The following is a 22,545-nucleotide window of genomic DNA, read 5'->3' as shown; positions in this document are numbered from 1 at the left end:
CGGATGCGGGCTCTGACCAGGTGACCGGTCCCGACCAGTTGACCGGACCCGATGAGGGGAACGGACCTGACCAGTTGAACGGAGCACCTGACCAGTTGAACGGAACCAAGCAGATGAAGGGGACTCCCCAGCCGGACCGACCGGCGGAGGGGCGGGCCGACGCACCCGGGCTCTCCGCCAGGGAACTGCGCGTGGGCTACGGCGCCCGGGACGTCCTCCCCGGGCTCGACTTCGACGTTCCCGACGCCGAACTCACCGTCGTCATCGGCCCCAACGCCTGCGGCAAGTCCACCCTGCTGCACGCGTTGGCGCGCCTGCACGCCGCGCGCGGCGGCAGCGTGCTGCTCGACGGGAAGGACATCCGCCGGTACGGCGCCAAGGAACTCGCCCGCCGCGTCGGCCTCCTGCCGCAGTCCTCGACCGCGCCTGACGGCATCACCGTCCACGACCTCGTCTCCCGGGGCCGCTACCCGCACCAGAGCGTGTTGCGCGGCTGGTCGCGCGAGGACGCGCGGGCGGTGGAGAACGCGCTCCGGGCCACCGGCGTCCTGGACCTCGCCCACCGCCGTGTCGACCAGCTCTCCGGCGGACAGCGCCAACGCGTCTGGATCGCGATGGCGGTGGCCCAGGAGACTCCGCTGCTCCTCCTCGACGAGCCGACCACCTTCCTGGACATCGGCCACCAGGTCGAGGTGTTGCGGCTGATGCGCGAGCTGCGGGAGGCGGGCAGGACCGTCGTCGCGGTTCTGCACGAGATCAACCACGCCGCCCGCTACGCCACCCATCTGGTGGCGATGCGCGAGGGCCGGATCATCGCCAGGGGCGACCCGCGCGAGATCGTCACCCCCGAGCTGATCGGGACCATGTTCGGGCTGACGGCCAGGGTCCTGGTCGACGAGGTCACCGGCGCCCCCGTCGTGGTCCCCGACGAGCCGATCCGCACCGCCCGGCCGTCGTCCGCGCGCTGACCGGCCCCGCGGGCGCGGGCTCGGCGCGGGCTCGGCGCGGGCGCGCGGACGACGGGGCCGGACGACGAGGCCGGCGACCGGGGACCGGGTACGGGCGCCGGGTACGGGTGGCGGGGCGCGGCGGCGTGCGGGCGGAAACCCCCTACCGCCCCGGCCGCCGAGGGCGCAGACTCGTGCCATGGCTGACATGGGGGCGTTCCGGGACGCGGTCGTGGCGTGGGCGGCGGGCGGTCCTGGCGAGCCCGCCGCGGAGCTGGTCGGGCGTCTCGACGTGCGGACGGTCGTGCTGGTCGAGGGGCCGAGCGACATCGCGGCGGTCGACGCGTTGACCGAACGACGCGGCCGGGACCTGGCGGCCGAGGGCGTGTGCGTGCTGCCGATGGGCGGCGCGATGAGTGTGGGTCGCTTTGTCGACCTCCTCGGGCCCACCGGGCTCGGGCTGCGGCTGGCCGGCCTCTGCGATGAGGCCGAACGCCCTTACTACGCACGCGCGTTGACCCGTGCCGGCGCCGGGCCGCAGAACATCTTCGTCTGCGCGGCCGACCTGGAGGACGAGCTGATCCGCGCGTTGGGCGCCCGGCGCGTCGAGGAACTGGTCAGAGCGGAAGGTGACCAGCGACCACTGGAAACCTTCCTGCGTCAACCCGCGCAACGTGACCGCACTGACCAGCAGCGGCTGCGGCGTTTTCTCGGGACCAAGAAGGGACGCAAGATCCACTACGGCCGCGTGCTCGTCGAGGCCCTGGAGCCCGACCGGGTCCCGGCGCCCCTCGACGACCTGCTCGCCAGCCTCTGACCCGGCCGGACCGCCGGCCCCGGGGCCGTCCGTGTGACCTGGCGGGGCATCCGTTGCGCGCGCGGGAAGGGGCACGGCCTCGCCCCCTACTGTGACGCCACCGGACGAAGAGTCCGGACAGCGAGCGACACGGGGCGGACGAGGATGACGGAGCCGGAGATCGACTACCGGGCGGCCTTCCGGGCGGCGCCGACGCCGCTCGCGCTGCTCACGACGGAGCTGCGGTTCGTCGACGTGACCGACGCCTACCTGGAGGTCGCCGGCCGACCGCGCGAGCAGGTGATCGGCCGCCTCGCCTACGAGGCGTTCCCCGACCAGCCGGACAGCGAACGCCCCAGCGGGGTGCGCCGGCTGCGGCAGTCGATGGAGCGCGTACTGGCCACCCGCAGGCGCGACGTGATGGCCGTCCAGCGCTACGACGTGGAGCCGGAGGAGGGGGCCGGGCGCTGGGAGGAACGGTACTTCAGCATCGTCAACGCCCCGGTGCTCGGTCCCGACGGCGAGGTGCGGCTGCTGCTCAACCGGCTTGAGGAGGTCACCCGGCTGGTGCGGACCAAGGGCGGGGGCGCGGGCGGTGGACGGGACGGGGCGCGGGGACGGGACGGAAAGCGGGGAGGAGGCCGGGGACGCGAAGACCGCCGGCCGACCGCGGGCGGGGCGCGGCTGGAGTCGGACCTGCTGGCCAGGGCCGACGAGTTGCAGCACACCAACGAGCGGCTGCGCGAGGCGCACTCCCGGGAGCGGCATGTCGCCATGGAGCTGCAACAGGCGATGCTGCCGACCCCCGACCTCCTCGCGCCGCGCGACGCCGCCGTCCGTTACCAGCCGGCCAGCGCCACGATGAACGTGTGCGGTGACTGGTATGACCTGATCGACGTCGACGCCCTTCACTCGTCGGTCGTGGTCGGTGACGTCGTCGGCCACGGGCTCGAAGCGGCAGGTGTCATGGGCCAGTTGCGCAGCGCGTTGAGCGCGTTGGCCAGGGCCGCGACGCCGCCGGCCGAGGCGTTGAACATCCTCGACCTCTACTCGCGTTCCGTCCCCGGCGCCGAGTCGACCACCGCCGTCAAGATCCACGTCGACTGGTCAGCCAGTCGACTGGTCTACAGCAGTGCTGGTCACCTACCACCGCTGCTCGCCCGTCTGGACGGCACCGTCGAACTCCTCGACCGGGCGACCAACCCGCCACTCGGACTGCTCCCCGAGGGCGGCGGCACGATCGAGGACAGCGTCGCCTTCGAGCCGGGGGACGTGCTGGTCGTCTACACCGACGGGCTGGTCGAACGACGCGACGAGGACATCGACCGGGGCCTGGCCCGGCTGGCCGACTCGCTGGCGAGCCATCGCACCGCGCCGGCCGAGGAGTTGGCCGAGGCGCTGCTGGCCGACCTGCTGCCTCCCGAGGGGACCGAGGACGACACGGTGCTGGTGGTCCTGCGGCTTGACCGGGACGACACCGGCTGACCGGGGCCGACGGGGGACGCTCCCCGTCCCGCGTTCGACGTCGACGGCTCCCGCCCGGCGTTCGATGCCAACGGCTCAACGGCTCAACGGCTCAACGGCTCAACGGCTCAACGGCTCAACGGCTCAACGGTTCCCGTCCGGTCGGTCGGCGGCGGCGAGCGGGAGGGCGCCGGGGGCCATCGCCAGCGTGCCGAGCACGAAGCTCCACACCCCGGGGCCGAGGTCGTTGCTCGCGGGGCCACCGACGACGAAGACGGCCAGCAGCGTGCCGGTGAGCACCGTCACGGTGCCGTGGAAGGCGCGGACCCCGTCGGGCAGGGCGGCTCCGCGCCGGACCCGGGGCAGCAGGCCCAGCACCGTGCCGCAGCTGGTGAGGCACAGCGCGGCGGCGACGGCGAACGGCCAGGAGCCGTCGGAGAGTCCGGTGACCACGTTGTCCCCGTCGACGGCCGGCAGCACCATGGCGAGCGAGATCGCCACCAGGGCGCACCACAGCGCGAGGGCGACCCGGCGCAGCGCCGCGTCCCGGCGGGCGGGGAGCAGGAGGGCCGGCGGTGGCCCGGCGCCGGGCGGGGTGGGGGAGTGGAGGGCGGTCGGCGGCTCCGGCGGACCGGCCGGTGCCCGACGGGTGGTCGCCCTCTCGGTCGCCCCGTCGGCCGTCTCCTCCGCCGTGCCCCGGGCCGGCTCCCCGGCGGGCCCGTCATCCGGCTCACCCGCGAGCGGTCCGGACGGCCGGGTGGTGCCCGGGGTGGCGACGCGGGTCGGTGGCCGGCCGGCCGGCACGGAGGCGTCGGCGAGGTCGGCGAGGTCGGCGAAGGGTGTGAAGTCCGGGTCGTCGCTGGCGAGTTCGTCCAGCAGCGAGGCCAGATCCGGCCGTCGCGAGGGGTCCTTCTCCAGACAGCCGGCGACCACCTCGCGCAGCGCGGCGGGCAGCGCGTCGAGCACGGGCCGCTCGTAGGCGATGCGGAAGTTGAGGGACTGGGCGGACCCGGTCCCGAACGGACCGGTGCCGGTGGCCGCGTGCGTGAGCACCGCGCCCAACGAGAACACGTCGGTCGCGGGCGAGACCGTCCGCCCGCTGAGCTGCTCGGGGGCCATGAACCCCGGGGTGCCGAGGACCGTGCCCGTCCTGGTCAGCTGGGTGGCCTCGACGGCGACCGAGACGCCGAAGTCCACGACGCGCGGACCGTCGGGCGCGATCAGCACGTTGGACGGTTTGAGATCGCGGTGCACCAGACCGGCGGCGTGGATCGCCTCCAGCGCCTCGGCGAGCCCGGCGCCCAGCGCGCGTACCGCCTCCACCGGCCACGGCCCGTGCCGCGCGACCGCCTCGTCCAGGGCGGGGCCGGGCACATAGGCGGTGGCCAGCCAGGGCAGCGGCGCCTCCGGGTCGGCGTCGACGACGGCGGCCGTGAAGAGGCCGGTGACCTTTCTGGCCGCCGCGACCTCCCGCGCGAACCTGGTGCGGAAGCCGGGGTCGTCGGAGAGCTCGGGGCGGACCACCTTCACGGCGACCAGCCGGCCGCCCGGGGAACGTCCCAGATAGACCCGGCCCATCCCGCCGGCACCCAGCCGCCCGGTGATCCGGTACCTGCCCACCCGCCGTGGGTCGTCCGCCGCCAACTCCGTTGCCATCGCTCTCGCTTTCCCGCCCTCGGCCGCCCCCGTGCGTGCGTGGAGCGATGACACCACAGCGGGGCGCGCAAGACCAGCGGAGTCCGGTCGGGCGACTGGTCAGGTGGTCTGTTGATCGGTTTACGCGGACGCGCGGGGCGACCTGACTGGTCAGCTGGTCTGGTCAGCCGGTCTGGCTCACCGGACTGGTCACCGTCCTGGTCACTGTCTGGTCAGGCCGTCGGGTCGGTCCCGGCCAGGGCCCCCTCCGCCTCGGTGAACTCGCGACGGTAGGCGCTCGGGGTGACGCCCAACTCGCGCCGGAAGCACGCTCGGAAGTGCGCCGCGCTGCCGAACCCGGCGGCTCCCGCGACCCGTTCGACCGGCCAGTCGGAGGTCTCCAGCAACCGCCGCGCGTGGTACAGCCGTTGGAGAGCGACCCAACGCATCGGGGGCAGTCCCGTCTCACGGGTGAACCGTCGCACGAAGGTCCGCCGCGAGAGCAGGCTGTGGTCGGCCATCCGCTGCACGGTGAGCGGCTCCGCCACGTGCGCGATCGCCCACTCCCGGGTGGCGCGCAGACTCGCGCGGTCGGGCGCCGGGACCTCCGAGTACTGCGGCTCCTCGGCGTGGCGGAGCGCGGGTGCGACGACGTCCTTCGCCACGCCGTCCGCCGCTGAGCTGCCGAAGTCCGCGCGCACCACGTGCAGACAGGCGTCGATCCCGGCCCCGGCGCCGGCCGAGGTGACGAACGGTCCGTCCTCGACGAGCAGCCGGTTCTCCACCACGTCGACCGCCGGCCGCAGCGCCCGCAGCCGGTCGCTGTAGCGCCAGTGCGTCGTCGCCCTGCGCCCGTCCAGCGCGCCACTGGCCGCCAGCGCGAAGACGCCGGTGCAGACGGCGACCACCCGCGCCCCCTGCGCCACCGCCGCCCGCAGCACCGTCGACACCGCCTCCGGAACCGGGCGTTCCGGATCGTCGTAGCCGGGCACCACCACGATGCCGGCGCGGGCCGCGTCCGCGAGCGGCCGGGTGGGGCCGAGCTGCGCGGCGAGGTGGCGCGCGGCCGCCTCCTCCTCCGCCCGCGCCGCGGTCGCGTCGGCTTCGGGGCGGCGGGCGGGGGCCGGATCGCCGCAGATGGCGACCGAGTAGCCGGGGTGGCGGCCGAAGACGTGCGCCGCGATGCTGACGTCCAGCGCGTAGGCGCGGGGCAGCGCGAGCACGGCGACCTCCGTGTCACCGACGCCTGCCGCGCTGGAACCCACCACGTGTTTACCTTCCGCTTCCGCCCCCGGAGCTGACCAGTTTACGAGCGGGGCACGACTGGCACGATCCCTGCTCCACCTGGCACGGCAGGGTCTGTTTCGCGCCGGAACGGCCGCATAGCGTCCGGGTGTGCGCACAGGGCGCATCAGAAGCGAGGAGAGAACGATGAGCGGTGCCGAGCGGGTCGAGAGCTGGGGCGTGCCCTGGGAGACGGCGCATGGTTACGTGCAGGCGGTGCGCCACGGGGACACCGTCTACCTCTCGGGACAGGTCTCGCACGACGGGGAGACACTGGTCGCCCCGGCGCCGTGCGACGCGTCGGGAAGGGCCACCGAGACCAGCAACACGGCGGCGCAGCTGCGCCAGGTGTACGCCAACGCGGCCGAGCTGCTGGCGCGTTTCGGCGCCTCCCTGGACGACGTCGTCGAGGAGGTGATCTACGCGATCGACCTGGACGCGATCCACGCCTCCGGGGGGCCGGTGCGCAAGGCGGCCTACGGACGGCCCGACCCGCAGGTCGCGAGTACGGTGATCGGCACGCCCCGGCTGGCCTTCCCCGAGCTGCTGGTCGAGGCCAGGTTCGTCGCCAGGGTGTGAGACGCCGCCGTCGGACCGGGCGCGCCCGGTCCGACGGCGGGCGGCCGGCCGTGCTCGTGCCCGACCCGGGCCCGAAACCGTGCCCGTGTCGTGCGCACGTGCCAACTCCGGGCGCATAATCGCCACTTGGCCCGTCTGGCATATGCGGCCCGGCGCGGCGACCGTGTGAAGCAGTCTTCAGGAAGAGCAGCACATGAACGAGAACACCGGTGACGCCATCGACACGACGGTGCCGCACTCCGCCCGGATCTGGAACTACTGGCTCGGCGGGCGCGACAACTACGAGGTGGACCGGGTGGCCGGCCAGGCGTTCGAGTCACGCTTCCCCGGCATCACCGTCGGCGCGCGTGCGGCCCGTTACTTCCTCGCCCGCGCGGTGCGCCACCTGACCGAGGAGACCGACGTACGGCAGTTCCTCGACATCGGCACCGGGCTGCCGAGCGTCGACAACACGCACGAGATCGCGCAACGCGTCGCGCCGGAGTCGCGCACCCTCTACGTGGACAAGGACCCACTGGTCATCGCCCACGCCCGGGCGCTGTTGACCAGTAGCCCGCAGGGCGCCACGCGCTATCTGCTGGCCGACATCCGCGAGCCGGAGGCCATCCTGGAGCAGGCGGCGGAGCACCTCGACCTCTCCCGCCCGACCGCGCTGATGCTGATGGGCATCCTCGGCCACATCGAGGACATCGAGGAGGCGCGTTCCCTCGCCCGCCGGCTGGTCGAGGGGCTGCCGTCCGGCAGCTACCTGGTTCACTACGACAGCACCAGCACCAGCGAGGACTACGTGGCCGCGATCGAGGGCTACAACGCGCAGGCGCCCGTGCCCTACATCCTGCGCGACCCGGAGGAGTTCCGGCCGTTCTACGACGGCCTGGAGCTGCTGGAGCCCGGACTGGTCTCCTGCTCCCGCTGGCGCCCCGACACCCTGGCCCTGGGTCTCCCCGAGGAGGTTCACCAGTACGGCGCGGTGGCCTACAAGAGGTGACCTGACCACTTCGGGGTGACCTGATCACTTCCGCGCGGTTCCCCACGCCCCCAGGGGGCGCGGGGAACCGCGCGCGTGCTGCGGACCGGGCCGCGGCCGACAACGGGCACCGCCCGCTCCCGCGCCGCCGCCCCGTGCCGAGCACCCGAGCACCCGAGCACCCGGGCCCCCGCGGAGCGCCTAGACCTCGGCGGCCAACTGCTCCGCCGCCAGCGCGTGGGCCGCGTCCCGGGTCGCCGGGTACAGGTCCCGGTAGATCCCGTAGAGCCGGTCGTACCGTTCGGCGGCCGCCGGGTCAGGCTCCACGGTGTGCGCGACCGGGTTCCACGCCGCCATGTCGTCGGCACCCGCCAGGCCGGTGCCGACGGCCGCGAGGAACGCGTCCCCGTAGGAGGCGCCGACGGTGTGACGCGGGATCTCCTGCGGGCGGCCGGTGACGTCCGAGACGATCCGCGTCCACAGCTCCCGCGCGCCGCCGCCGACGGCCACCAGCCGGTGCGGTTCCCCGCCCGAGTCCGCCATCACCTCCAGGTTGTGCCGCACGCCGAACGCCGTGCCCTCCAGCGCCGCCCGGTACAGGTGCCCCCTGCCGTGCCGGAGCGTCAGCCCCAGCACGAGGCCCCGCGCGTCGGGGTCGAACACGGGCGTGCGTTCACCCGCGAAGTACGGCAGCATCACCAGCCCCTCGGCGCCTGGCCCGGCCGCGTCCGCCTCCTCGACCAGCGTCTCGAACGCCGCGCCGGTCAGGTCCCGCAGCCAGCCCGTGACCGCGCCCGAGGTGGCCATCCCGCCGGCCAGGCAGGAGGTGCCGGGGAAGACGCCCCTCGTGGTCCACATGCGGGGCGTCGGCCGCGGCGTGCTGACGACGTTGACCAGGAACATCGTGCTGCCGTACATCAGCATCAGGTCGCCGGGCGCGCCCACCCCGGCGGCCGTGGCCTCCGCCCACGCGTCGACGGTGCCGGCCACCACGGGCGTGCCGGCCCGCAACCCGGTCGCCTCGGCGGCCGCCTGCGTGACCGTGCCGGCGACCTCGCCGGGCCACAGCAGCCGCGGCCACTCGACGCCGGGGGCGATCTCCTCGCACCAGTCCTCGATCCAGGCCCCCAGGGCCGGGTCGTAGAGCGGGGTGGACTGGCTGGCGGAGTGGTGGTCAAGCACATAGGCACCGGTCAGCCGCTTTACCAGGAACGAAGTGGCCATATACCAGCGGCGCGTGGCCGCCCAGACCTCGGGCTCCTCCTCACGCACCCACGCCAGCTTCGGCCCGACCGCCTGACTGGTCAACAGCGAGCCGCAGCGGGCCAGCACCGTCTCCTCGCCGTAGCGGGCGTGCTGCGCGGCGATCTGCCGGCCGGCGCGGGTGTCCACGCCGTAGAGGATCGCCGGACGCAACGGGTTGTCGTCGGCGTCGGCCGGCAGCAGGCAGGGGCCGATGCCGCTGACGCCGACCCCGGCGATCTCCTCGCCCGCCGCCCGGTCGAGCAACTGCCGGGTGAGGGCCAGGAAGTCGGCCCACCACACGTCGAGCGCGTCGTGCTCGACCCATCCGGGGCGCGGTGTCGCCGTGACGTGGCTCCGGGTGGCCTGGGCGACCAACTCCCCGTCGGGGCGCACCAGTACGCCCTTCGAGGCGGAGGTGCCGATATCGATGCCGAGCAGCAGGGTCACGCCCGCTCCTTCGCCCGCTCCGGCCCGGCGGCCGAGCCGAACCCGTCCCAGCGCACGCCGAGCAGCCGGCAGACGGCGCGCAGCGCGTCGACCTGGTCGCCCGGCACGGCGTGCAGATGGTTGGAGCCGAACCGGCCGAGGAACTCCTCGGCGGGCGCCTCCAGCCGGGCGAACGCGTGCGGCCACTCGTAGGTGGAGGCGCGCATCAGCCGTTCGTTGGTGGCGTCGTCGTAGCTCTCCAGGCTGCCGCGTGTCACCTGCATACGGTACTCGCCGTCCAGCCGCGTCAGCCGGGCGAACGTCAGGTCGCCGGGGGCGGCGAGGTGCTGGACGGACGCGCCGCCGGCGGGGAAGTAGAAGACCTCCGGGTGGAAGTTCACGCGGGAGAGGTTCTCCGCCGGGTCGTCGGAGCGTGCCGCGTACCAGGTGGCGTGCTGACCGGAGTTGCACAGGTCCCACAGGTCGCGGTCGGCGTGGTAGTGGCGCACGTCGGCGAAGAGCACCGGGTCGCCGGTGAGCAGCTTCAGCAGCTGCATCGTCAACGCGCCGTCCATGTCGGCCTCGGTGGCGGTGACATGGGTGGCCTTCGGGCCCTCCCAGTCGTAGGGGTCGTTGAGGAACGCCTCGGCGACGTCCATCGTGCAGAAGTGCGTGGTCAGTTCCGGCTGGCCCTTGATGCCGGAGAAGTCCAGGTTCCACTCGTCGATCAGCTCGCGCATCGCGTAGTACGAGCGGATCTGCCGCTCCAGCAGCTCCGGGGTGAGCTGCTTCCCGTCGTAGTGGACGCCGGCCGCGTGGCGTTCGATCCACTCGCGCCCGGCGCGGACCCGGGCGGGGTCGGCGTTGTCGGCGCGGCGGACGATCTCCCACTGGTCGATCTCCTCGACGTCCACGCCGAACTGCCGCATCCACTGGTCGGGGTTGGCCACCGCGGTGTACATCCCCATGGGCCGGCCGCCGATCCGGCCGAAGGTGGAGCCGCGCAGCCCCTGCACGGCGGCCGCGGCCCGCACCTGGGTGAGGACGCGCCCGACGACGGCGGGGTCGTTCAGGTCACCCCAGGCGCGGGCGTGCACCCGCCCTATCTGGTCGAGGCCGCCGCCGCCAGCCAGCATCCCGACCATGCCGGGGAACTGCGGGTCGATGTTGGCGACCAGCAGCAGCGGCCCCGGCGTGGCCTCGGCGGCGAGCATGGTGAAGTGCGGGAACGTCCACACCGAGTGGTGCATGACGGTGACGTCGGGGTGCTGGTCGGCCAGCCAACGGGCCTGGGAGGTGGCCAGTTCGTTGGTGCTGACCTGCTCGGGCGCGGTGATCACCTCGTGTCCGGCGGCCGTGAGCACGGCCGCCAGTTCGCGGCCGGCGCGGTCGATGTGGTCGGTGACGTCGCGGTGGACGAAGTCGCGGCCGTCGGAGAGGGAGAGCAGGCCGATACGTGCCATGGTGCGTTTTCCTCCGCGGGGGTTGAACGACGCGTGCCGCGTCGGGGCGGGCGGTCCCGCCACGGCGCCGTCGTGGGGCGCCGTGGCGTGTCGGGCGTCAGGACTTCATGCCCGAGGTCTTGATGGACTCGACGATCTGGCGCTGGAAGGCGAAGAAGAGTGCCAGCATCGGGAGTGCCGCGACGGTGGCCGCGGCCAGGATGTAGTTCCAACTGGAGGCGTACTGCGTCTGGAAGGAGGCGATGCCGAGCTGGACCACCGTCAGCTCCTCGCTACTGGTCGCTACCAGTGGCCAGACGAAGGCGTTCCAGTTGGCCAGGAAGAAGAAGACGGTCAACGCGGCCAGGATCGGCTTCGACATCGGAAGCACGATGCTCCAGTAGATCCGCCAGTGTCCCGCGCCGTCGACGATCGCCGCCTCCTCGATCTCCCGGGGGAAGCCGAGATAGAACTGGCGCAGCAGGAAGATGCCGAACGCGTTGAAGATGGCCGGGATGATCAGACCGGCGTAACTGTCCAGCAGGTTCAGTTCCTTGGCCACCAGGAAGAGCGGGATCAGCACCACGGGCGCCGAGACCAGCAGCGTCGCGAAGATCGACAGGAAGATCGCCTCGCGCCCGGGGAACCGCAGCCGGGCCAGCGCGTAGGCCGCCATCGAGTGGAACAGCAGCGCCGCGAGGGTGATCACGGCCGAGATGAAGAAGCTGTTCCACATGTAGCGGGCGAACGGCACCTCGGTGAAGACGTAGACGAAGTTGTCGAACGTCACCTCGCGCGGGATGAGTCGGCCGTCGGTGACGCTGTCGCGCGGCTTGAGCGAGGAGGTCGCCATCCACAGCACGGGGAAGACGGTGATCGCGGAGAGCACGATCGCGACGACGGTCAGCCCGGTGCGCCTGGCGCGGTTCTCAGCTGTCATTGTCGAACCTCCCGCCGCGCGTGACCGCGAAGATCACCGCGGAGAACGCGACCATGATCAGCACCAGGAACGAGCCCATGGCCGAGGCGTAGCCGTACTCGCCGAAGCCGAACGCCTGTTGGTAGATGTAGAAGATCGCCAGTGAAGTGCCGTTGGCGGGACCGCCGTTGGTCAGCACGAAGATCAGGTCCAGGCCGCCGGTGATGGCGGCGACGGTGGACATCAGCAGCACGAAGAAACTGGTCGGGCGGAGCAGCGGCCAGGTGATGTTGCGGAAGGTCGACCAGGGGCCGGCGCCGTCGATGCGGGCCGCCTCGTAGTACTCGGCGGGGATGTCCTGGAGCCCGGCCAGGAAAATGATCATGTAGTACCCCATCATCACCCAGACCATCACGGCGATGACGGAGAACAGCGCGAACTTGGGGTCGCCCAGCCAGGACTCGCCCTCCATCCCGAGTGAGCGCAGCGCGCGGTTCACGACGCCCACCTGGTCGTCCAGCATGAACTTCCAGAGCAGGCCCACCACGACCAGGCTGATGACGTACGGCAGGAAGAGCGCCGTGCGGTAGACCGCCATGCCGGGCAGCTTCTGCTTGATCAGCAGTCCGAGCCCCAGGCTCACGCAGAACAGCACCGGGACCAGCACCACCACGTACAGTCCGGTGATGCGCATCGAGTCCCAGAACAGCGGATCGTTCATCATGCGCTCGTAGTTGCCGAGCCCGACCCAGGTGTAGGAGCCGAAGCCGCTCACCTGGAAGAAGCCCAGGGCGATCGAGAGCACCATGGGAACGGCGACGAAGATCAGTAGTCCGACCACGTCCGGCGCCAGGAACAGCCCGGCCGCCACCCACTCGCGGTGCTTCCTGCTCAGCCCGCGACGCTCCCGGCGACGCGGCTGGGCGCCCCCGGGGGCGTGCGTGCGCGTCTCGGGCGCGACGGTCTCGCTCATATGAGACTCGCCCCCTCGTAGCTCTTGACGTAGGCCTGGATGGCGGCCTCCGCGCGCTCCGCCTGGCCGGCCACGTCGCGGCCGGCGAGCATGGAGCCCTGGATGGCGTCCGAGAGTGCCTTGTAGACCACCGGTGGGTAGCGCGGCTCCCCGCGCCCACCGGGGAAGATCTCGTCGCGGAACTTCTTCATCGCCCAGAAGTCGTAGCCGCCGGACGCCTCGCCCAGCTCCAGCACGGTCTGCCGGGGCGCCATGTCCGTCTTGGCGACGGTGCACCACTCGACCATGCGGTTGATGCAGCGCTCGTCCATCGTTCCTAGCGCCCAGGCGCAGAACTCGGCGGCCGCCTCCGGGTCCTTGCCCTGCGCGTTGGCGCAGAACGCCCAGCCGCCCATCGCCGTCGTGTAGGAACCGCCGTCCGGAACGGGGAGCTTGAAGACCCCGTACTCGAAGTCGGGGGCGTGGGCCCGGAAGCTGGCGACCTCCCAGATGCCGGACTGCCACATCGCGACGTTGTCACCCTGGAAGGCGTTCAACAGGTCACCCGCCGCCGGCATGGTGCGCGGGGAGATGCCGAACTGGACGGCGTCCTGCCAGAGTTGGAGGGCCTGCCGAGTGGCCCGGGAGTTGACGGTCACCGAGCCGTCCTCGGCGAAGACCTCGCCGCCGCCCTGCCACATCCAGGGGTACCAGGTGAAGTTCTGGTAGTAACCGGGCTCGGTGTCAAAGGCCAGCCCCGCACGGGTGTCGCCGCGCAACCGGTCGCCGACGTCGAGGAGTTGGTCCCAGGTGGTGGGGATGTCCCCCTCGGAGAGGCCGGCCCGCTCGAAGGCGGAGACCGAGTAGTAGATCGCCAGCGGCTCCACCTCCATCGGCAGCGCGTAGACCCTGCCGTCCACGGTGCGTGTCTCCAGCGAGTCGCCGTAGTCCGCGATGGCCTCCCGGTCCATGTACGGGGTGAGGTCGGTCAACACCCCGCCGTTGTAGTAACGCAGGAAGTCGCCCGGGGAGATCAGGAAGATGTCGGGCCCCGACTCGGCGGCGAACGCGGACGGCAGCTTGGCGCCGTCCGTGTAGGTGGCATTGGGGATGAAGACCAGTTCGATCTGCCGGTCGTGCGTGGCGTTCCACTGGTCAACCAGGTCGATAAACCACTGGGACTGCCGCTGCACGGCCGGGTCCTCGGTGCGCTGGGGGGCGTACTGGTTCCAGAAGGTCAGCTTCCCGCCGCTGCCACCGCCCGAGCCACACCCCGTGAGCAGTGCCGGCGAGGCGGCCGCCGTCGCCACCCCCGCCGCCCCGGCGAGGAAGCCCCGGCGGGAGCTGCCCCGGCCGGGCGCGCGGCCGGGTGGTCGACCGGGGCGCGCGACAACGTTGTCGTGCTGGAGCATGGTCCGTGCTCCTGTCCTTAGGTGTTGGTATCGGTCCCGGGCGGCGGCTCCGCCCGGGACGGGGTCGTTCAGTCCACCTCGATGTCCAGCAGGCCCGGCGCGGGCGGCCGGGCGCCGGGCGCGCTCGGCGCGTCCAGGTAGAACAGCGCGGTCGAGGCGATGTCGTCGCTGGTCGGCCGGTAGCGGTGCGGGAGCCCGTTGTGGTGCCCGGGGCCGATGCCCAGGCTCTGCACGGTCACCCGCAGGTCCTCGGCGAACCGCACGGGGTCCGGGATGTGCCAGCGGTACATCCCGAACCGCTGCTGGCTCAGGTAGAGCCCGTCCGGGCGCAGGATCTGGTTGAGTCCGAGGTACGGGGTGGAGAACGCGGTGTACCCCTCGCCGGTGACGTCGAAGTTCCAGGCGCCGCCGAAGTAGTCCTCGGTGCCGGTGCCGCAGATGGTCGGGTAGGCGTCGTCCCCGTCGAGGTAGAACTTCACCTCGCCCTCGCCCCACCAGCCGGGGCTGTTGACGCCCCAGGCCAGATAGGTGCCCACGTAGTGCCCCGCGCCGCGCACCCCCTCCAGCAGGGTGTGCACCTCGCCCTCCGGCACCGGGCGGCTGCGCCGCCAGACGGCGTGGAACCAGGAGGTGTCCTCGTTCCGCTCGTCGGACAGCTCGTAGTCGATCTGGTAGTACAGCGTGACGGTCTCGGCCGACAGGTTCTCCAGCGTGATCCGTGCCGAGTCGGCGAACGGCATCGGCCAGTAGGCGTTGAACCCCCCGTTGGGGTTGGCGGCCACCGGCAGGGAGGAGACCTGGCTGAAGGTGTTCCAGCCGTTGCAGAAGAAGTCGCCGAGCGGGGTCTCGACGGCCGGCTCCTCCTCGCCCTCCCAGTACATCCGCAGCAACGTGCCGCGCCAGGCACGGTGCGGAGCCGTGGTGCACCAGATGTGGGTGATCCTGCCGGGGCCTTGGATGTCGGCCAGGGTGGCGGTCTCGCCCGGGGCGATCTCGATGCTGGGGGAGACCTTCCACCCCCGTCCCAGCAGGCTCGCCGCGCGGGCGCCCGTTCCCTCGTCGGCCTTGCCGCCCTCGCCCTTGGCGCCGGTGAAGTTCTCCGCGCTGATGGACCGGGTCACGGCCCGGCTGCGCTGCGCCAGTCCGTCGAGTCCAACTCCCAGGTGCGTCATCGTTGGTAGGTCACCCCTTGGACCGTTTGATGGGGCATCAAGCCCCCAGATCTGAAATCGATTTCAAAGAGAACTGAGAATGTCACGCGGTGTTTTAGCAGTAAAACACTGGTCTTGGTTGGGCAGGCGCCCCTGGCTCCCGCGGGCCTGAGCGGCTGCGCTTGAAATCCTTTTCACGCGAACATAGGGTCGCCCTACAGCGGTGTCAAGAGCCCGGTCGGCGAACCGGGGGTGGGGATGCGGAGCGTATGACGACCATCACGGATGTGGCTCGGGCCGCTGGCGTTTCGCCGGCCACCGTCTCGCGGGTCTTCAACGGCGGCCGGGTCACCCCCGAGCGCGCGGCCAGGGTGCGGCGCGCGGCGGCCGAGCTGGGCTTCGAGCCCAACCGCGTCGCCCAGTCGCTGCGCAAGCAACGAGGCAGCGTCATAGGGCTGCTCATCCCGGACATCGAGAACCCGTTCTTCACCTCGCTGGCGCGCGGCGTCGAGGACGCGGCCCAACAGACCGGTCTCTCCGTGGTGTTGTGCAACACGGACGAGGACATCGACAAGGAGCGCCGCTACCTCGGCATAGCGCTCGCCGAGCAGATGGCCGGCGTCATCGTCGCCGCCGCCTCCCGCACCCAGACCGACCTCTCCCCGCTGGCCGCGCGCGGGATGCCGGCGGTGGCCGTGGACCGCAGGCCGCGCGGCGCGCTGGTGGACGCCGTGCTGGTGGACAACCAGTACGGGGGCGAGGCCGCCACGGAGCACCTGCTGCGCGCCCGGTACCGGCGGATCGCCTGCGTCACCGGTCCCGAGGGCGCCTCCACCTCCGAGGAACGGCTGGCCGGCTACCGCTCCGCGCTCCGCGACGCGCTCGCCGACGGTACCCTCACCCCCGAGGACGGTGACGACCCGCTGACCGCCTACGTCCGCTACGCCGACTTCAAGGTGGGCGGCGGCCGGGCCGCGATGACCGACCTGCTGTCCATGGAACGTCCGCCGGACGCCGTCTTCGTCGCCAACAACCTGATGGCCGTGGGCGCGCTGGAGGTGCTGCGCGAAGCGGGGGTGACACCACCGGAGTTCGGGGTGCTCTCCTTCGGTGGTGTGCCCTGGGCAGGACTGGTAAGGCCCAGCCTGACCACCGTGGAACTCCCGTCCTACGAGCTGGGGTTCACCGCCGCCAAGCTGCTCCAGGAGCGCATCGCCGGCTCCGACAAGGCGCTCCAGACCGTGGTGCTGCGCACGGGGCTGAGCGTCCGCGACAGCACCGGGGGGCCGGAGCGCCTTCCGGCGCCGTCCCCGCCGGGTTAGAGCCTGGCGGGGACGGCGCCGGGCGCGTTCAGGCGCGCACGGGTGGTGCTCAGCCGCCGTAGTAGACCTCCAGCTCGGCGATGGAGGTGAACGTGCGGTCGCCGCCCGGCGCCCCGATCACCCGCACCCCGTCGCCCTCCGTCTCCGGGAAGGTGAGCGTGTAGGAGCGGTTCGGCCCCGCCGAGGCGTCGCCCGGGTACGGCGGTTCCACCGTCACCGCGCCGGCGTCCGTCCAGACGCCGTCCTGCCGCACCTCGACGCGTGGGGCGCCGGTGAACCAGCCGCCGTCCGCGAACATCTCGCCCGTCGTGTAGACGACGCGGTCCATCGTGTACTCCCGGGGCCAGGTGTAGCCCCACCAACTCTCGGACTTCCGCTCGTCGTTCCAGTCGTCCTGACTGGCCGTCAGGTCTCCGTCGTTGTAGACGGAGGGACCGCCGAAGTGGATCGCGCGCTCGACGCCCGTGGTGCCGGGCTCCGTCGCCAGGTTGCGCGCCGGGTCGGCCGCGTTCTCCGGCTCGCTCGGCACCCGGGGCTCGACGTGCATCTGCCGCAGCGAGTAGGTGTACGCCCAGTGCTCACCCGGTGGGAAACCGCCGCCGCAGGGGCAGACGTTGGACTGTATCCACATCGAACGGCCGTCCTCGCTGATGTACTTGGACGGGATCGTCACGCCGTAGCCGCCGTGTTTCGTCGTCGGCCACGGATAGCCGCCGAAGTCCTGCGAGTCGAAGCGCTCCCAGGGGCCCCAGGGGGTCGGCGACTCGTAGAACTCGAAGGTGTACTCCGTCCACGAGGTGTAGAGGTAGCGGTCGAGCCCCTCGTTGTAGACGATGCCGCCCTGGCTCAGGACGGTGGTGTTCTCCACCCGCCCCTCGCCGAAGACGTCCTGGTAGATGTGCCGGTCGTCGTGGAGCACCGGCGAACGGTCGGCGATGTCGGCCGACCAGGTCGGGTCGCCCGAGCCGTCCGTGCCGCTGACGAACTCCCAGGCGGCGCGGTCCGTCACGGCGTCTTTCGGCACCCGGCCGAGGTACAGGTCGACGGGGTCGGGGACCCGGTCGTTGAACGAGTCGCGCCAGTTGTGGTCCAGGCCGTAGGCGTAGACGTAGTCGTCTGGCGCGTTCGCGTAGTCCTTGCCGTAGTCGAGGAACATCACCGTGGTGAACACGCCGTCGCCGAACATCGGCGCGGAGGTGTCCCACTCCCAGGTCCGCCCCTTGTCGGTGGAGCGCGCGATGGTCGCGGCCGGCGCGTCGTTGAAGTCGAACGCCAGGTCCTGGACGGCGAGATAGAGGTCGCCGTCCACGCAGGCCATCCCGGTGGGCTTGCGGGAGTGCTCCGGCGTCCACGCCTGGCTGACCTCGGTGGCCAGTTGCTCACCTGTCAGCTGACCAGGTGTCCCGGTGATCCTGGCGACCCCGATGTCGCTGTACACGTCGCCGAAACCGACGCCGTCGCCGTAGGCGGTGTACACGTTGTCGTCGTCGGCCCAGCAGTTGGGCCACAGGTCGCCGTGGTTGACGTTGTCCCCGACGGAGGGGGCGCCGACGGTGGCGGCGGGGTCGATCTCGACGGTCGAGAAGAAGTCGCTGTCGGCGGCGTTCGCCGTCGCGTTCGCCTCGGCGGCGTTCCCCTCGGTGGCCGGCGGTGCCGCCTGGCTGGACGCGAGCGCGGTGGCGGTGAGCACCCCGCACAGGCTCAGGGACAGCACCAGGCGGGTCCCGGTACTTCTGCGCATCAACTGCCTCCGGGGAGTGGCTAGACGGGTTCTTGGAATCGATTTCAGGGGAACGTAAGAGGCTTGCCGGGGCGAGTCAAGGCTTTGGACGGACTGGGAGAGAAATCGATTCCACGGCGGTCGACTCGGGGCACGTGGGTTCCCCGCGAGCGCGCTCGCGGGACAATGGCGGCATGAGCGGGTGGGTGAAGACGGGTGTGCTGGCGGGTTCCGGGCTCCTGCTGGCGGCGATGGCGGGGACCTGGCTGCTGGTCGACCTGGAACGGGCCGGCTGGGTGGCCAGCGTGGTCGGCGGGGTGGTCGGCGTCGTCGGACTGGTCTGGGGGATCTGGAGCGACACCGGCGCCGGTGGAACTGGTAAGCCCGGTGGTCCGGTCGTCTCCGGCACCGGCGATGCGACGGCCACGGGCGGTGGTTTGGCGAACAGCGGAGTCGTGGTCACGACCGGTAAGGATGGCGACGGCTTGCCTCCCGGACCTGTCGGCGACACCGGCGACGCGCGGGCGGACGGGTTCGGCAGCGACGCCAACACCGGCTGGTCGGACCGTTGAGGTGGGGACGCCGGCGCGGACGCGGGCCGGGCGCCTCGGAGACCGGGCGTGCCAGCGCGGACGGCGGGGGCATCGCCAACTCCGGTGTGCTGCACGTGGAACAGCTGGTGGTGCGGCTCGCCGCCGACGCCCCCGGGGCGGCGGCGGACGGGGCGTTGACGCCGGAGGCGGTGCGCGACGCGCTCGCCGCCTACGCCCGTCGGGTGCGCGAGACGTACGCCAGGCTGGACATGGAGGTGCTGACGCCGCTCTCCGACCAGGGCGAACACCAGCCGATCGAGCTGCGGAAGGTGTTCGTCCCCCCGGGCGTCCGGGAGGGCGCTCCGCCGTCCACGCTGCCGCGCGAGCTGGCGCGCCGCATCGCCGAGCGCGAGGCGTACGGCGCCCGTGGCGGGTCGGGCCGCGCCGAGGGGGAGCGGGCAGCGCTTCCGCCGGGGCTCTACCCCGAACATGTCGAACGGGCACGGGAGTTCGCCGAGCGCCCCGTGGAGCCGCTGTGGCGCGTGCTCGGCGCCGAGCATCACCGGCGACTGGTCGTCCTCGGCGACCCCGGCGCCGGCAAGTCCACGCTGGGTCGCGCGCTGCTCCTCCGGCTGACGCGGGAGGCCGACGGCCGGCCCGAGCTCCCCGAGGCGCTGCGGGAGCGGCTCCCGCTGCTGGTGGAGCTGCGTCGCTGCGCCGAGGAGCGCTGGCGGGAGGCCACGTTCGAGGACTTTCTCGACCACCTCCACAGCACCGAGGGCCTGTCCGTTCCGCCGCCGGTCTCGCGTGGCCTGTTGCGGGCCGGGCGCGCGGTGGTGGTCTTCGACGGACTGGACGAGATCTTCGACCCGGCCGACCGCACGAGGACGGCGCAGCGCATCGCGGCGTTCGCCTCCCGCTACCCGGACTCCCGGGTGGTGGTGACCTCCCGGATCGTGGGTTACCAGCAGGGGGCGCTGACCGCGGCCGGGTTCACCCACTACACGCTCCAGGACCTGACCGGCATGCAGATCGCCGAGTTCGCCCGCCGCTGGTACCGCCTCGCCTGCCCGGAGGACCCGGGGCTGGCGGCCAGGCTGGCCGACGGGCTCACCGACGCGCTCTCCCACTCCCGGGCGGTGCGTGAACTGGCCGGCAATCCACTGCTGTTGACGATCCTCGCGATCATCGGCCGACGCCGGACGCTGCCGCGCGACCGGCAGGGCGTCTACGAGCACGCGGTGACCGTGCTGGTCGCCCACCTGGACCAGGACGTCAAGCACCTGGCCCCGGCGGGACGCCCCGAGGTCCGCGAGGTGCTGGAGTCCCTGGACGCCCGCGACCTGTTGGAGCTGCTGCGGCTGCTGGCCCGCCACATGCAGAACGGCGAGGGCGGCATCGCGGGCAACTTCCTCCACGCCGACGAACTGGCAGCCGTCATCAGGGAGTTCCTTGCCGGGTTCCAGCTGCCCGAGGTCCGGGTGCGGGCCACGGCGACCGCGTTGGTCAACCAGTTGCGCGAGCGCAACTTCATTCTGAGCTACTACGGCGGCGGCGTGTACGGCTTCGTCCACCGCGCGTTCCTGGAGTACCTGGCCGCGAGCGACATCGCCCACCGCTACAAGGAGGAGCGCGAGTGGTCACCCGAGGAGCTGACCGGTCAGGTGCTCGTTCCCCGGGTGGGCGAGGAGGCTTGGGAGGAGGTTCTCCTGCTGGTCACCGGCCAGTTGAACCAGCACGACGCGGCGCTCTTCGTCGACCGGCTGCTCGCACGCTTCCGGGCGACGGACGAGGACGACGTCGTGGGCTTCGCCCTCCGGGCCCTGGCCGAGGTCCGCAAGCTCGGCACGCCGGTCATGACCAGGTGCGGCGAGGCGGTGGTGGACGCCCTGACCGACCATCTGACGCACTGGCCGCTGGGCGTGGAGGCGCTGGACAAGGCGAGGCCGGCGCTGCGGTCCTTCGGCGACCAGTGGGTGGGCGGCCGCCGGTTTCTGCACTGGGTTCTCGTGCTGGGGCAGTTCCTCACCGACGGCTACGTGCCGGGCGGTCCCTCGTCGCGGTCGCTGCTGTCCGCGCTGCGTCCGGGAACGGCGTCGCACCTGGTGCTCGCGCGTCACGCGCCGGAGCCCAAGGCCCGGGAGGAGGCGCTTTGGGCGGTGGTCGAGGGCTGGCCGACGCGGGCCGGTGACACGTTGCGGGCGCTGCTGCGGGAGCGGGCGGTGGCCGACCCGGCGCCGGGGCCGCGCGCCTTCTCGCTGACGTGGCTGGCGCAGCGCTGGCCTGAGGAGCACCGAGAGCTGTTCCAGGAGCGCGCGACCGACGACCCCGCCCCCTTCACGCGACACGTCGCCCTTCGGGAGCTGGCGCGTTGGCCGGACGCGGCGCGCCCGCTCTGGGCGGAGCGGGCCGTCGCCGACCCCGACCCGGCGCCGCGCGGGACCGCGTTGAGACTGCTGGCAGCGGCATGGCCCCGGGAGACCAGGGAACTGGTCCTTGACCAGTTGACCAGTGACCCAGATCCCCGGGTGCGGGCCAACGCGCTGGAGACCTTCATCCACCACTGGCCGGACGAGGCCCGTGGCCGGTTGGAGGAGCGTGCCGTGGCCGACGACGATCCCGTGCCGCGCCACCTGGCCCTGGCATGGCTGACGCAGCGCTGGCCTGGCGAGGCGCGTGGGCTGTTGGAGGAGCGCGCGGTCGCCGACCCCGATCCCGGCACCGGTTCCCTGGTGCGTCATCTGCTGGGCGAGCAGGACCCCGCCGGGGCGTCACTCGACGCGCTACGGAGACTCGCCGTGAGCGCGCCCGACGCCAACGAGCGGGCCCTGGCCCTGGACGCGTACTTCCTCGAGGACCGGGACGACGAGTCGGAGAAGGCATCCGGCCCCGACTGGCACGCCCTGCTGCGGGCGAGGGCCGTCGAGGACCCGGACTGGGCACCACGGGAGACGGCACTCGAATGCCTCGTGGAATACGGCCCGTTGGAGGCGTGCGCGCTGTGGCGGGAACGCGCCGTCCACGATCCGCACCACCGGCCGCGTGCCACCGCCCTGAAGCTGCTCGTCCGGCACCGTCCCGATCTGGCGCTGGCCGTCGCGCGCGAGCGGGCCGTCAACGACCCGCACCCCGACAACCGCCTCTTCGCCCTGCGGAGGTGGGCCGTCGCCGAGCCGGAGAGCGGTGCGGCGCTCGTCGCGCGGATGCGGGACGACGAGGACGGCACGGTGCGCGCCGGGTTGGCGTGGAGCCTGGCGTTCGGGTGGTGCCGGGACGAGGAAGTGCTCGACGCCGTGCGCGCGTTGTCCGTCGACGACCCGGACGACCAGGTGCGCGCCCAGGCGGCCGCCGCGCTCGCCGCCGGGGAGGCGCTGGCCGCCGCCTTGGCCGCCGACGAGAGCGAGGCCGGCGGGGGCGGGGCGCGGGACGGACGGTAGAAGCACCTCATCACCGTGGCGCGCGGGTGTCCCCTCGCGGGGTCGCCGTGCGCCGAGGCGGGCGGCCGGCCGGGAGAACTCCGGGTCGCCGAGCGGGACGCGGCAGGGCCCCGGGGGCGCGGCTTCGCGCGAGGGCCCGGGGGCGACTCCGCCGGCAGCGAGGGCGGCGGACGCTCGCCCGCACGGCTCGAACGACGTGGTGGAGTGTCCTGGGCGATCGACCAGGTCGAATGACTTGGTTATGTGACTTGGTCGATCGACCTAAAAATGTCTACAGTGGGGACGTCCACCCGTCGCGCCATCCCTGGGGAGTC

General features: G+C 72.4%; 17 protein-coding genes. 8 read left to right on the top strand and 9 right to left on the bottom strand.

The genetic code is table 11. The annotated features are described in order from the left end of the window. Positions 1-113 precede the first annotated feature (113 nt). The 3 genes from CRP51_RS20940 (at position 114) to CRP51_RS20930 (ending at position 3,228) form a co-directional block, all read left to right on the top strand. The gene (locus CRP51_RS20940) at positions 114-968 is read left to right on the top strand and encodes an ABC transporter ATP-binding protein (RefSeq protein WP_097232828.1); all 855 of its coding nucleotides are present in this window, start codon (positions 114-116) and stop codon (positions 966-968) included. A gap of 178 nt (positions 969-1,146) precedes the next feature. Continuing rightward, positions 1,147-1,764: a TOPRIM nucleotidyl transferase/hydrolase domain-containing protein gene (locus CRP51_RS20935; RefSeq protein WP_097232827.1), complete on the top strand. Its 618-nt coding sequence runs from the start codon at positions 1,147-1,149 to the stop codon at positions 1,762-1,764. A gap of 144 nt (positions 1,765-1,908) precedes the next feature. Further along, complete coding sequence (locus CRP51_RS20930) at positions 1,909-3,228, top strand: PP2C family protein-serine/threonine phosphatase (protein WP_097232826.1); 1,320 nt, start codon at positions 1,909-1,911, stop codon at positions 3,226-3,228. A 123-nt stretch (positions 3,229-3,351) separates the two neighbouring features. Here CRP51_RS20930 and CRP51_RS29190 read toward each other — a convergent pair whose 3' ends face one another. Further along, positions 3,352-4,863 (bottom strand): serine/threonine-protein kinase, encoded by a 1,512-nt coding sequence (locus CRP51_RS29190; protein WP_097232825.1) that lies wholly within the window; start codon positions 4,861-4,863, stop codon positions 3,352-3,354. A gap of 212 nt (positions 4,864-5,075) precedes the next feature. After that, entirely contained in the window at positions 5,076-6,110 is a 1,035-nt protein-coding gene (locus CRP51_RS20920) for a GlxA family transcriptional regulator (RefSeq protein WP_245880715.1), read from the bottom strand. 163 nt (positions 6,111-6,273) lie between these two features. Here CRP51_RS20920 and CRP51_RS20915 point away from each other — a divergent pair, with 163 nt between their 5' ends. After that, the gene (locus tag CRP51_RS20915) at positions 6,274-6,705 is read left to right on the top strand and encodes a Rid family hydrolase (RefSeq protein ID WP_097232823.1); all 432 of its coding nucleotides are present in this window, start codon (positions 6,274-6,276) and stop codon (positions 6,703-6,705) included. 193 nt (positions 6,706-6,898) lie between these two features. Then, positions 6,899-7,693, top strand: a complete 795-nt coding sequence (locus CRP51_RS20910; protein ID WP_097232822.1) for an SAM-dependent methyltransferase — start codon at positions 6,899-6,901, stop codon at positions 7,691-7,693. A gap of 180 nt (positions 7,694-7,873) precedes the next feature. Here CRP51_RS20910 and CRP51_RS20905 read toward each other — a convergent pair whose 3' ends face one another. From CRP51_RS20905 to CRP51_RS20880, 6 genes are all read right to left on the bottom strand, one after another. Beyond that, entirely contained in the window at positions 7,874-9,364 is a 1,491-nt protein-coding gene (locus CRP51_RS20905) for an FGGY-family carbohydrate kinase (RefSeq protein ID WP_097232821.1), read from the bottom strand. Next, on the bottom strand, positions 9,361-10,806 hold the full coding sequence (locus CRP51_RS20900; RefSeq protein WP_097232820.1) for an L-fucose/L-arabinose isomerase family protein: 1,446 nt from the start codon (positions 10,804-10,806) through the stop codon (positions 9,361-9,363). Before CRP51_RS20900 ends, CRP51_RS20905 begins: the two co-directional genes overlap by 4 nt. Before the next feature lie 97 nt (positions 10,807-10,903). Next, positions 10,904-11,725: a carbohydrate ABC transporter permease gene (locus tag CRP51_RS20895; RefSeq protein ID WP_097232819.1), complete on the bottom strand. Its 822-nt coding sequence runs from the start codon at positions 11,723-11,725 to the stop codon at positions 10,904-10,906. Next, positions 11,715-12,677 carry a carbohydrate ABC transporter permease gene (locus CRP51_RS20890; RefSeq protein WP_097232818.1) on the bottom strand — a complete coding sequence of 321 codons (963 nt, stop codon included), beginning with the start codon at positions 12,675-12,677 and terminating at the stop codon, positions 11,715-11,717. The genes CRP51_RS20895 and CRP51_RS20890 overlap by 11 nt, the downstream gene beginning before the upstream one ends. Next, the gene (locus CRP51_RS20885) at positions 12,674-14,068 is read right to left on the bottom strand and encodes an ABC transporter substrate-binding protein (protein ID WP_097232817.1); all 1,395 of its coding nucleotides are present in this window, start codon (positions 14,066-14,068) and stop codon (positions 12,674-12,676) included. The genes CRP51_RS20890 and CRP51_RS20885 overlap by 4 nt, the downstream gene beginning before the upstream one ends. Positions 14,069-14,136: 68 nt before the next feature. After that, complete coding sequence (locus CRP51_RS20880) at positions 14,137-15,240, bottom strand: glycoside hydrolase family 172 protein (protein ID WP_097232816.1); 1,104 nt, start codon at positions 15,238-15,240, stop codon at positions 14,137-14,139. 248 nt (positions 15,241-15,488) lie between these two features. Here CRP51_RS20880 and CRP51_RS20875 point away from each other — a divergent pair, with 248 nt between their 5' ends. After that, positions 15,489-16,541 carry a LacI family DNA-binding transcriptional regulator gene (locus tag CRP51_RS20875; protein ID WP_097232815.1) on the top strand — a complete coding sequence of 351 codons (1,053 nt, stop codon included), beginning with the start codon at positions 15,489-15,491 and terminating at the stop codon, positions 16,539-16,541. A 49-nt stretch (positions 16,542-16,590) separates the two neighbouring features. Here the strand turns inward: CRP51_RS20875 and CRP51_RS20870 are convergent, their stop codons facing one another. After that, positions 16,591-18,282 carry a glycoside hydrolase family 183 protein gene (locus CRP51_RS20870; protein WP_097232814.1) on the bottom strand — a complete coding sequence of 564 codons (1,692 nt, stop codon included), beginning with the start codon at positions 18,280-18,282 and terminating at the stop codon, positions 16,591-16,593. 173 nt (positions 18,283-18,455) lie between these two features. Here CRP51_RS20870 and CRP51_RS20865 point away from each other — a divergent pair, with 173 nt between their 5' ends. Together CRP51_RS20865 and CRP51_RS20860 are read left to right on the top strand one after the other, a co-directional pair. Next, positions 18,456-18,833, top strand: a complete 378-nt coding sequence (locus tag CRP51_RS20865; protein ID WP_141514636.1) for a hypothetical protein — start codon at positions 18,456-18,458, stop codon at positions 18,831-18,833. Further along, positions 18,830-22,231 (top strand): HEAT repeat domain-containing protein, encoded by a 3,402-nt coding sequence (locus CRP51_RS20860; RefSeq protein ID WP_097232812.1) that lies wholly within the window; start codon positions 18,830-18,832, stop codon positions 22,229-22,231. The genes CRP51_RS20865 and CRP51_RS20860 overlap by 4 nt, the downstream gene beginning before the upstream one ends. Positions 22,232-22,545 lie beyond the last annotated feature (314 nt).

This window comes from Streptomyces zhaozhouensis (genome assembly GCF_900230195.1).
Taxonomy (GTDB): domain Bacteria; phylum Actinomycetota; class Actinomycetes; order Streptomycetales; family Streptomycetaceae; genus Streptomyces; species Streptomyces zhaozhouensis.
This window is presented reverse-complemented; position numbering and strand designations above follow the sequence as displayed.

Bases quoted from the DNA above. Each gene is read 5' to 3' on its own strand.
- CRP51_RS20930 (WP_097232826.1), top strand. From the start codon at position 1,909: ATGACGGAGCCGGAGATCGACTACCGGGCGGCCTTCCGGGCGGCGCCG.
- CRP51_RS20875 (WP_097232815.1), top strand. From the start codon at position 15,489: ATGACGACCATCACGGATGTGGCTCGGGCCGCTGGCGTTTCGCCGGCC.
- CRP51_RS20885 (WP_097232817.1), bottom strand. From the start codon at position 14,068: ATGCTCCAGCACGACAACGTTGTCGCGCGCCCCGGTCGACCACCCGGC.
- CRP51_RS20865 (WP_141514636.1), top strand. From the start codon at position 18,456: ATGAGCGGGTGGGTGAAGACGGGTGTGCTGGCGGGTTCCGGGCTCCTG.
- CRP51_RS20915 (WP_097232823.1), top strand. From the start codon at position 6,274: ATGAGCGGTGCCGAGCGGGTCGAGAGCTGGGGCGTGCCCTGGGAGACG.
- CRP51_RS20870 (WP_097232814.1), bottom strand. From the start codon at position 18,282: ATGCGCAGAAGTACCGGGACCCGCCTGGTGCTGTCCCTGAGCCTGTGC.
- CRP51_RS29190 (WP_097232825.1), bottom strand. From the start codon at position 4,863: ATGGCAACGGAGTTGGCGGCGGACGACCCACGGCGGGTGGGCAGGTAC.
- CRP51_RS20910 (WP_097232822.1), top strand. From the start codon at position 6,899: ATGAACGAGAACACCGGTGACGCCATCGACACGACGGTGCCGCACTCC.
- CRP51_RS20935 (WP_097232827.1), top strand. From the start codon at position 1,147: ATGGCTGACATGGGGGCGTTCCGGGACGCGGTCGTGGCGTGGGCGGCG.
- CRP51_RS20895 (WP_097232819.1), bottom strand. From the start codon at position 11,725: ATGACAGCTGAGAACCGCGCCAGGCGCACCGGGCTGACCGTCGTCGCG.
- CRP51_RS20940 (WP_097232828.1), top strand. From the start codon at position 114: ATGAAGGGGACTCCCCAGCCGGACCGACCGGCGGAGGGGCGGGCCGAC.
- CRP51_RS20880 (WP_097232816.1), bottom strand. From the start codon at position 15,240: ATGACGCACCTGGGAGTTGGACTCGACGGACTGGCGCAGCGCAGCCGG.
- CRP51_RS20900 (WP_097232820.1), bottom strand. From the start codon at position 10,806: ATGGCACGTATCGGCCTGCTCTCCCTCTCCGACGGCCGCGACTTCGTC.
- CRP51_RS20890 (WP_097232818.1), bottom strand. From the start codon at position 12,677: ATGAGCGAGACCGTCGCGCCCGAGACGCGCACGCACGCCCCCGGGGGC.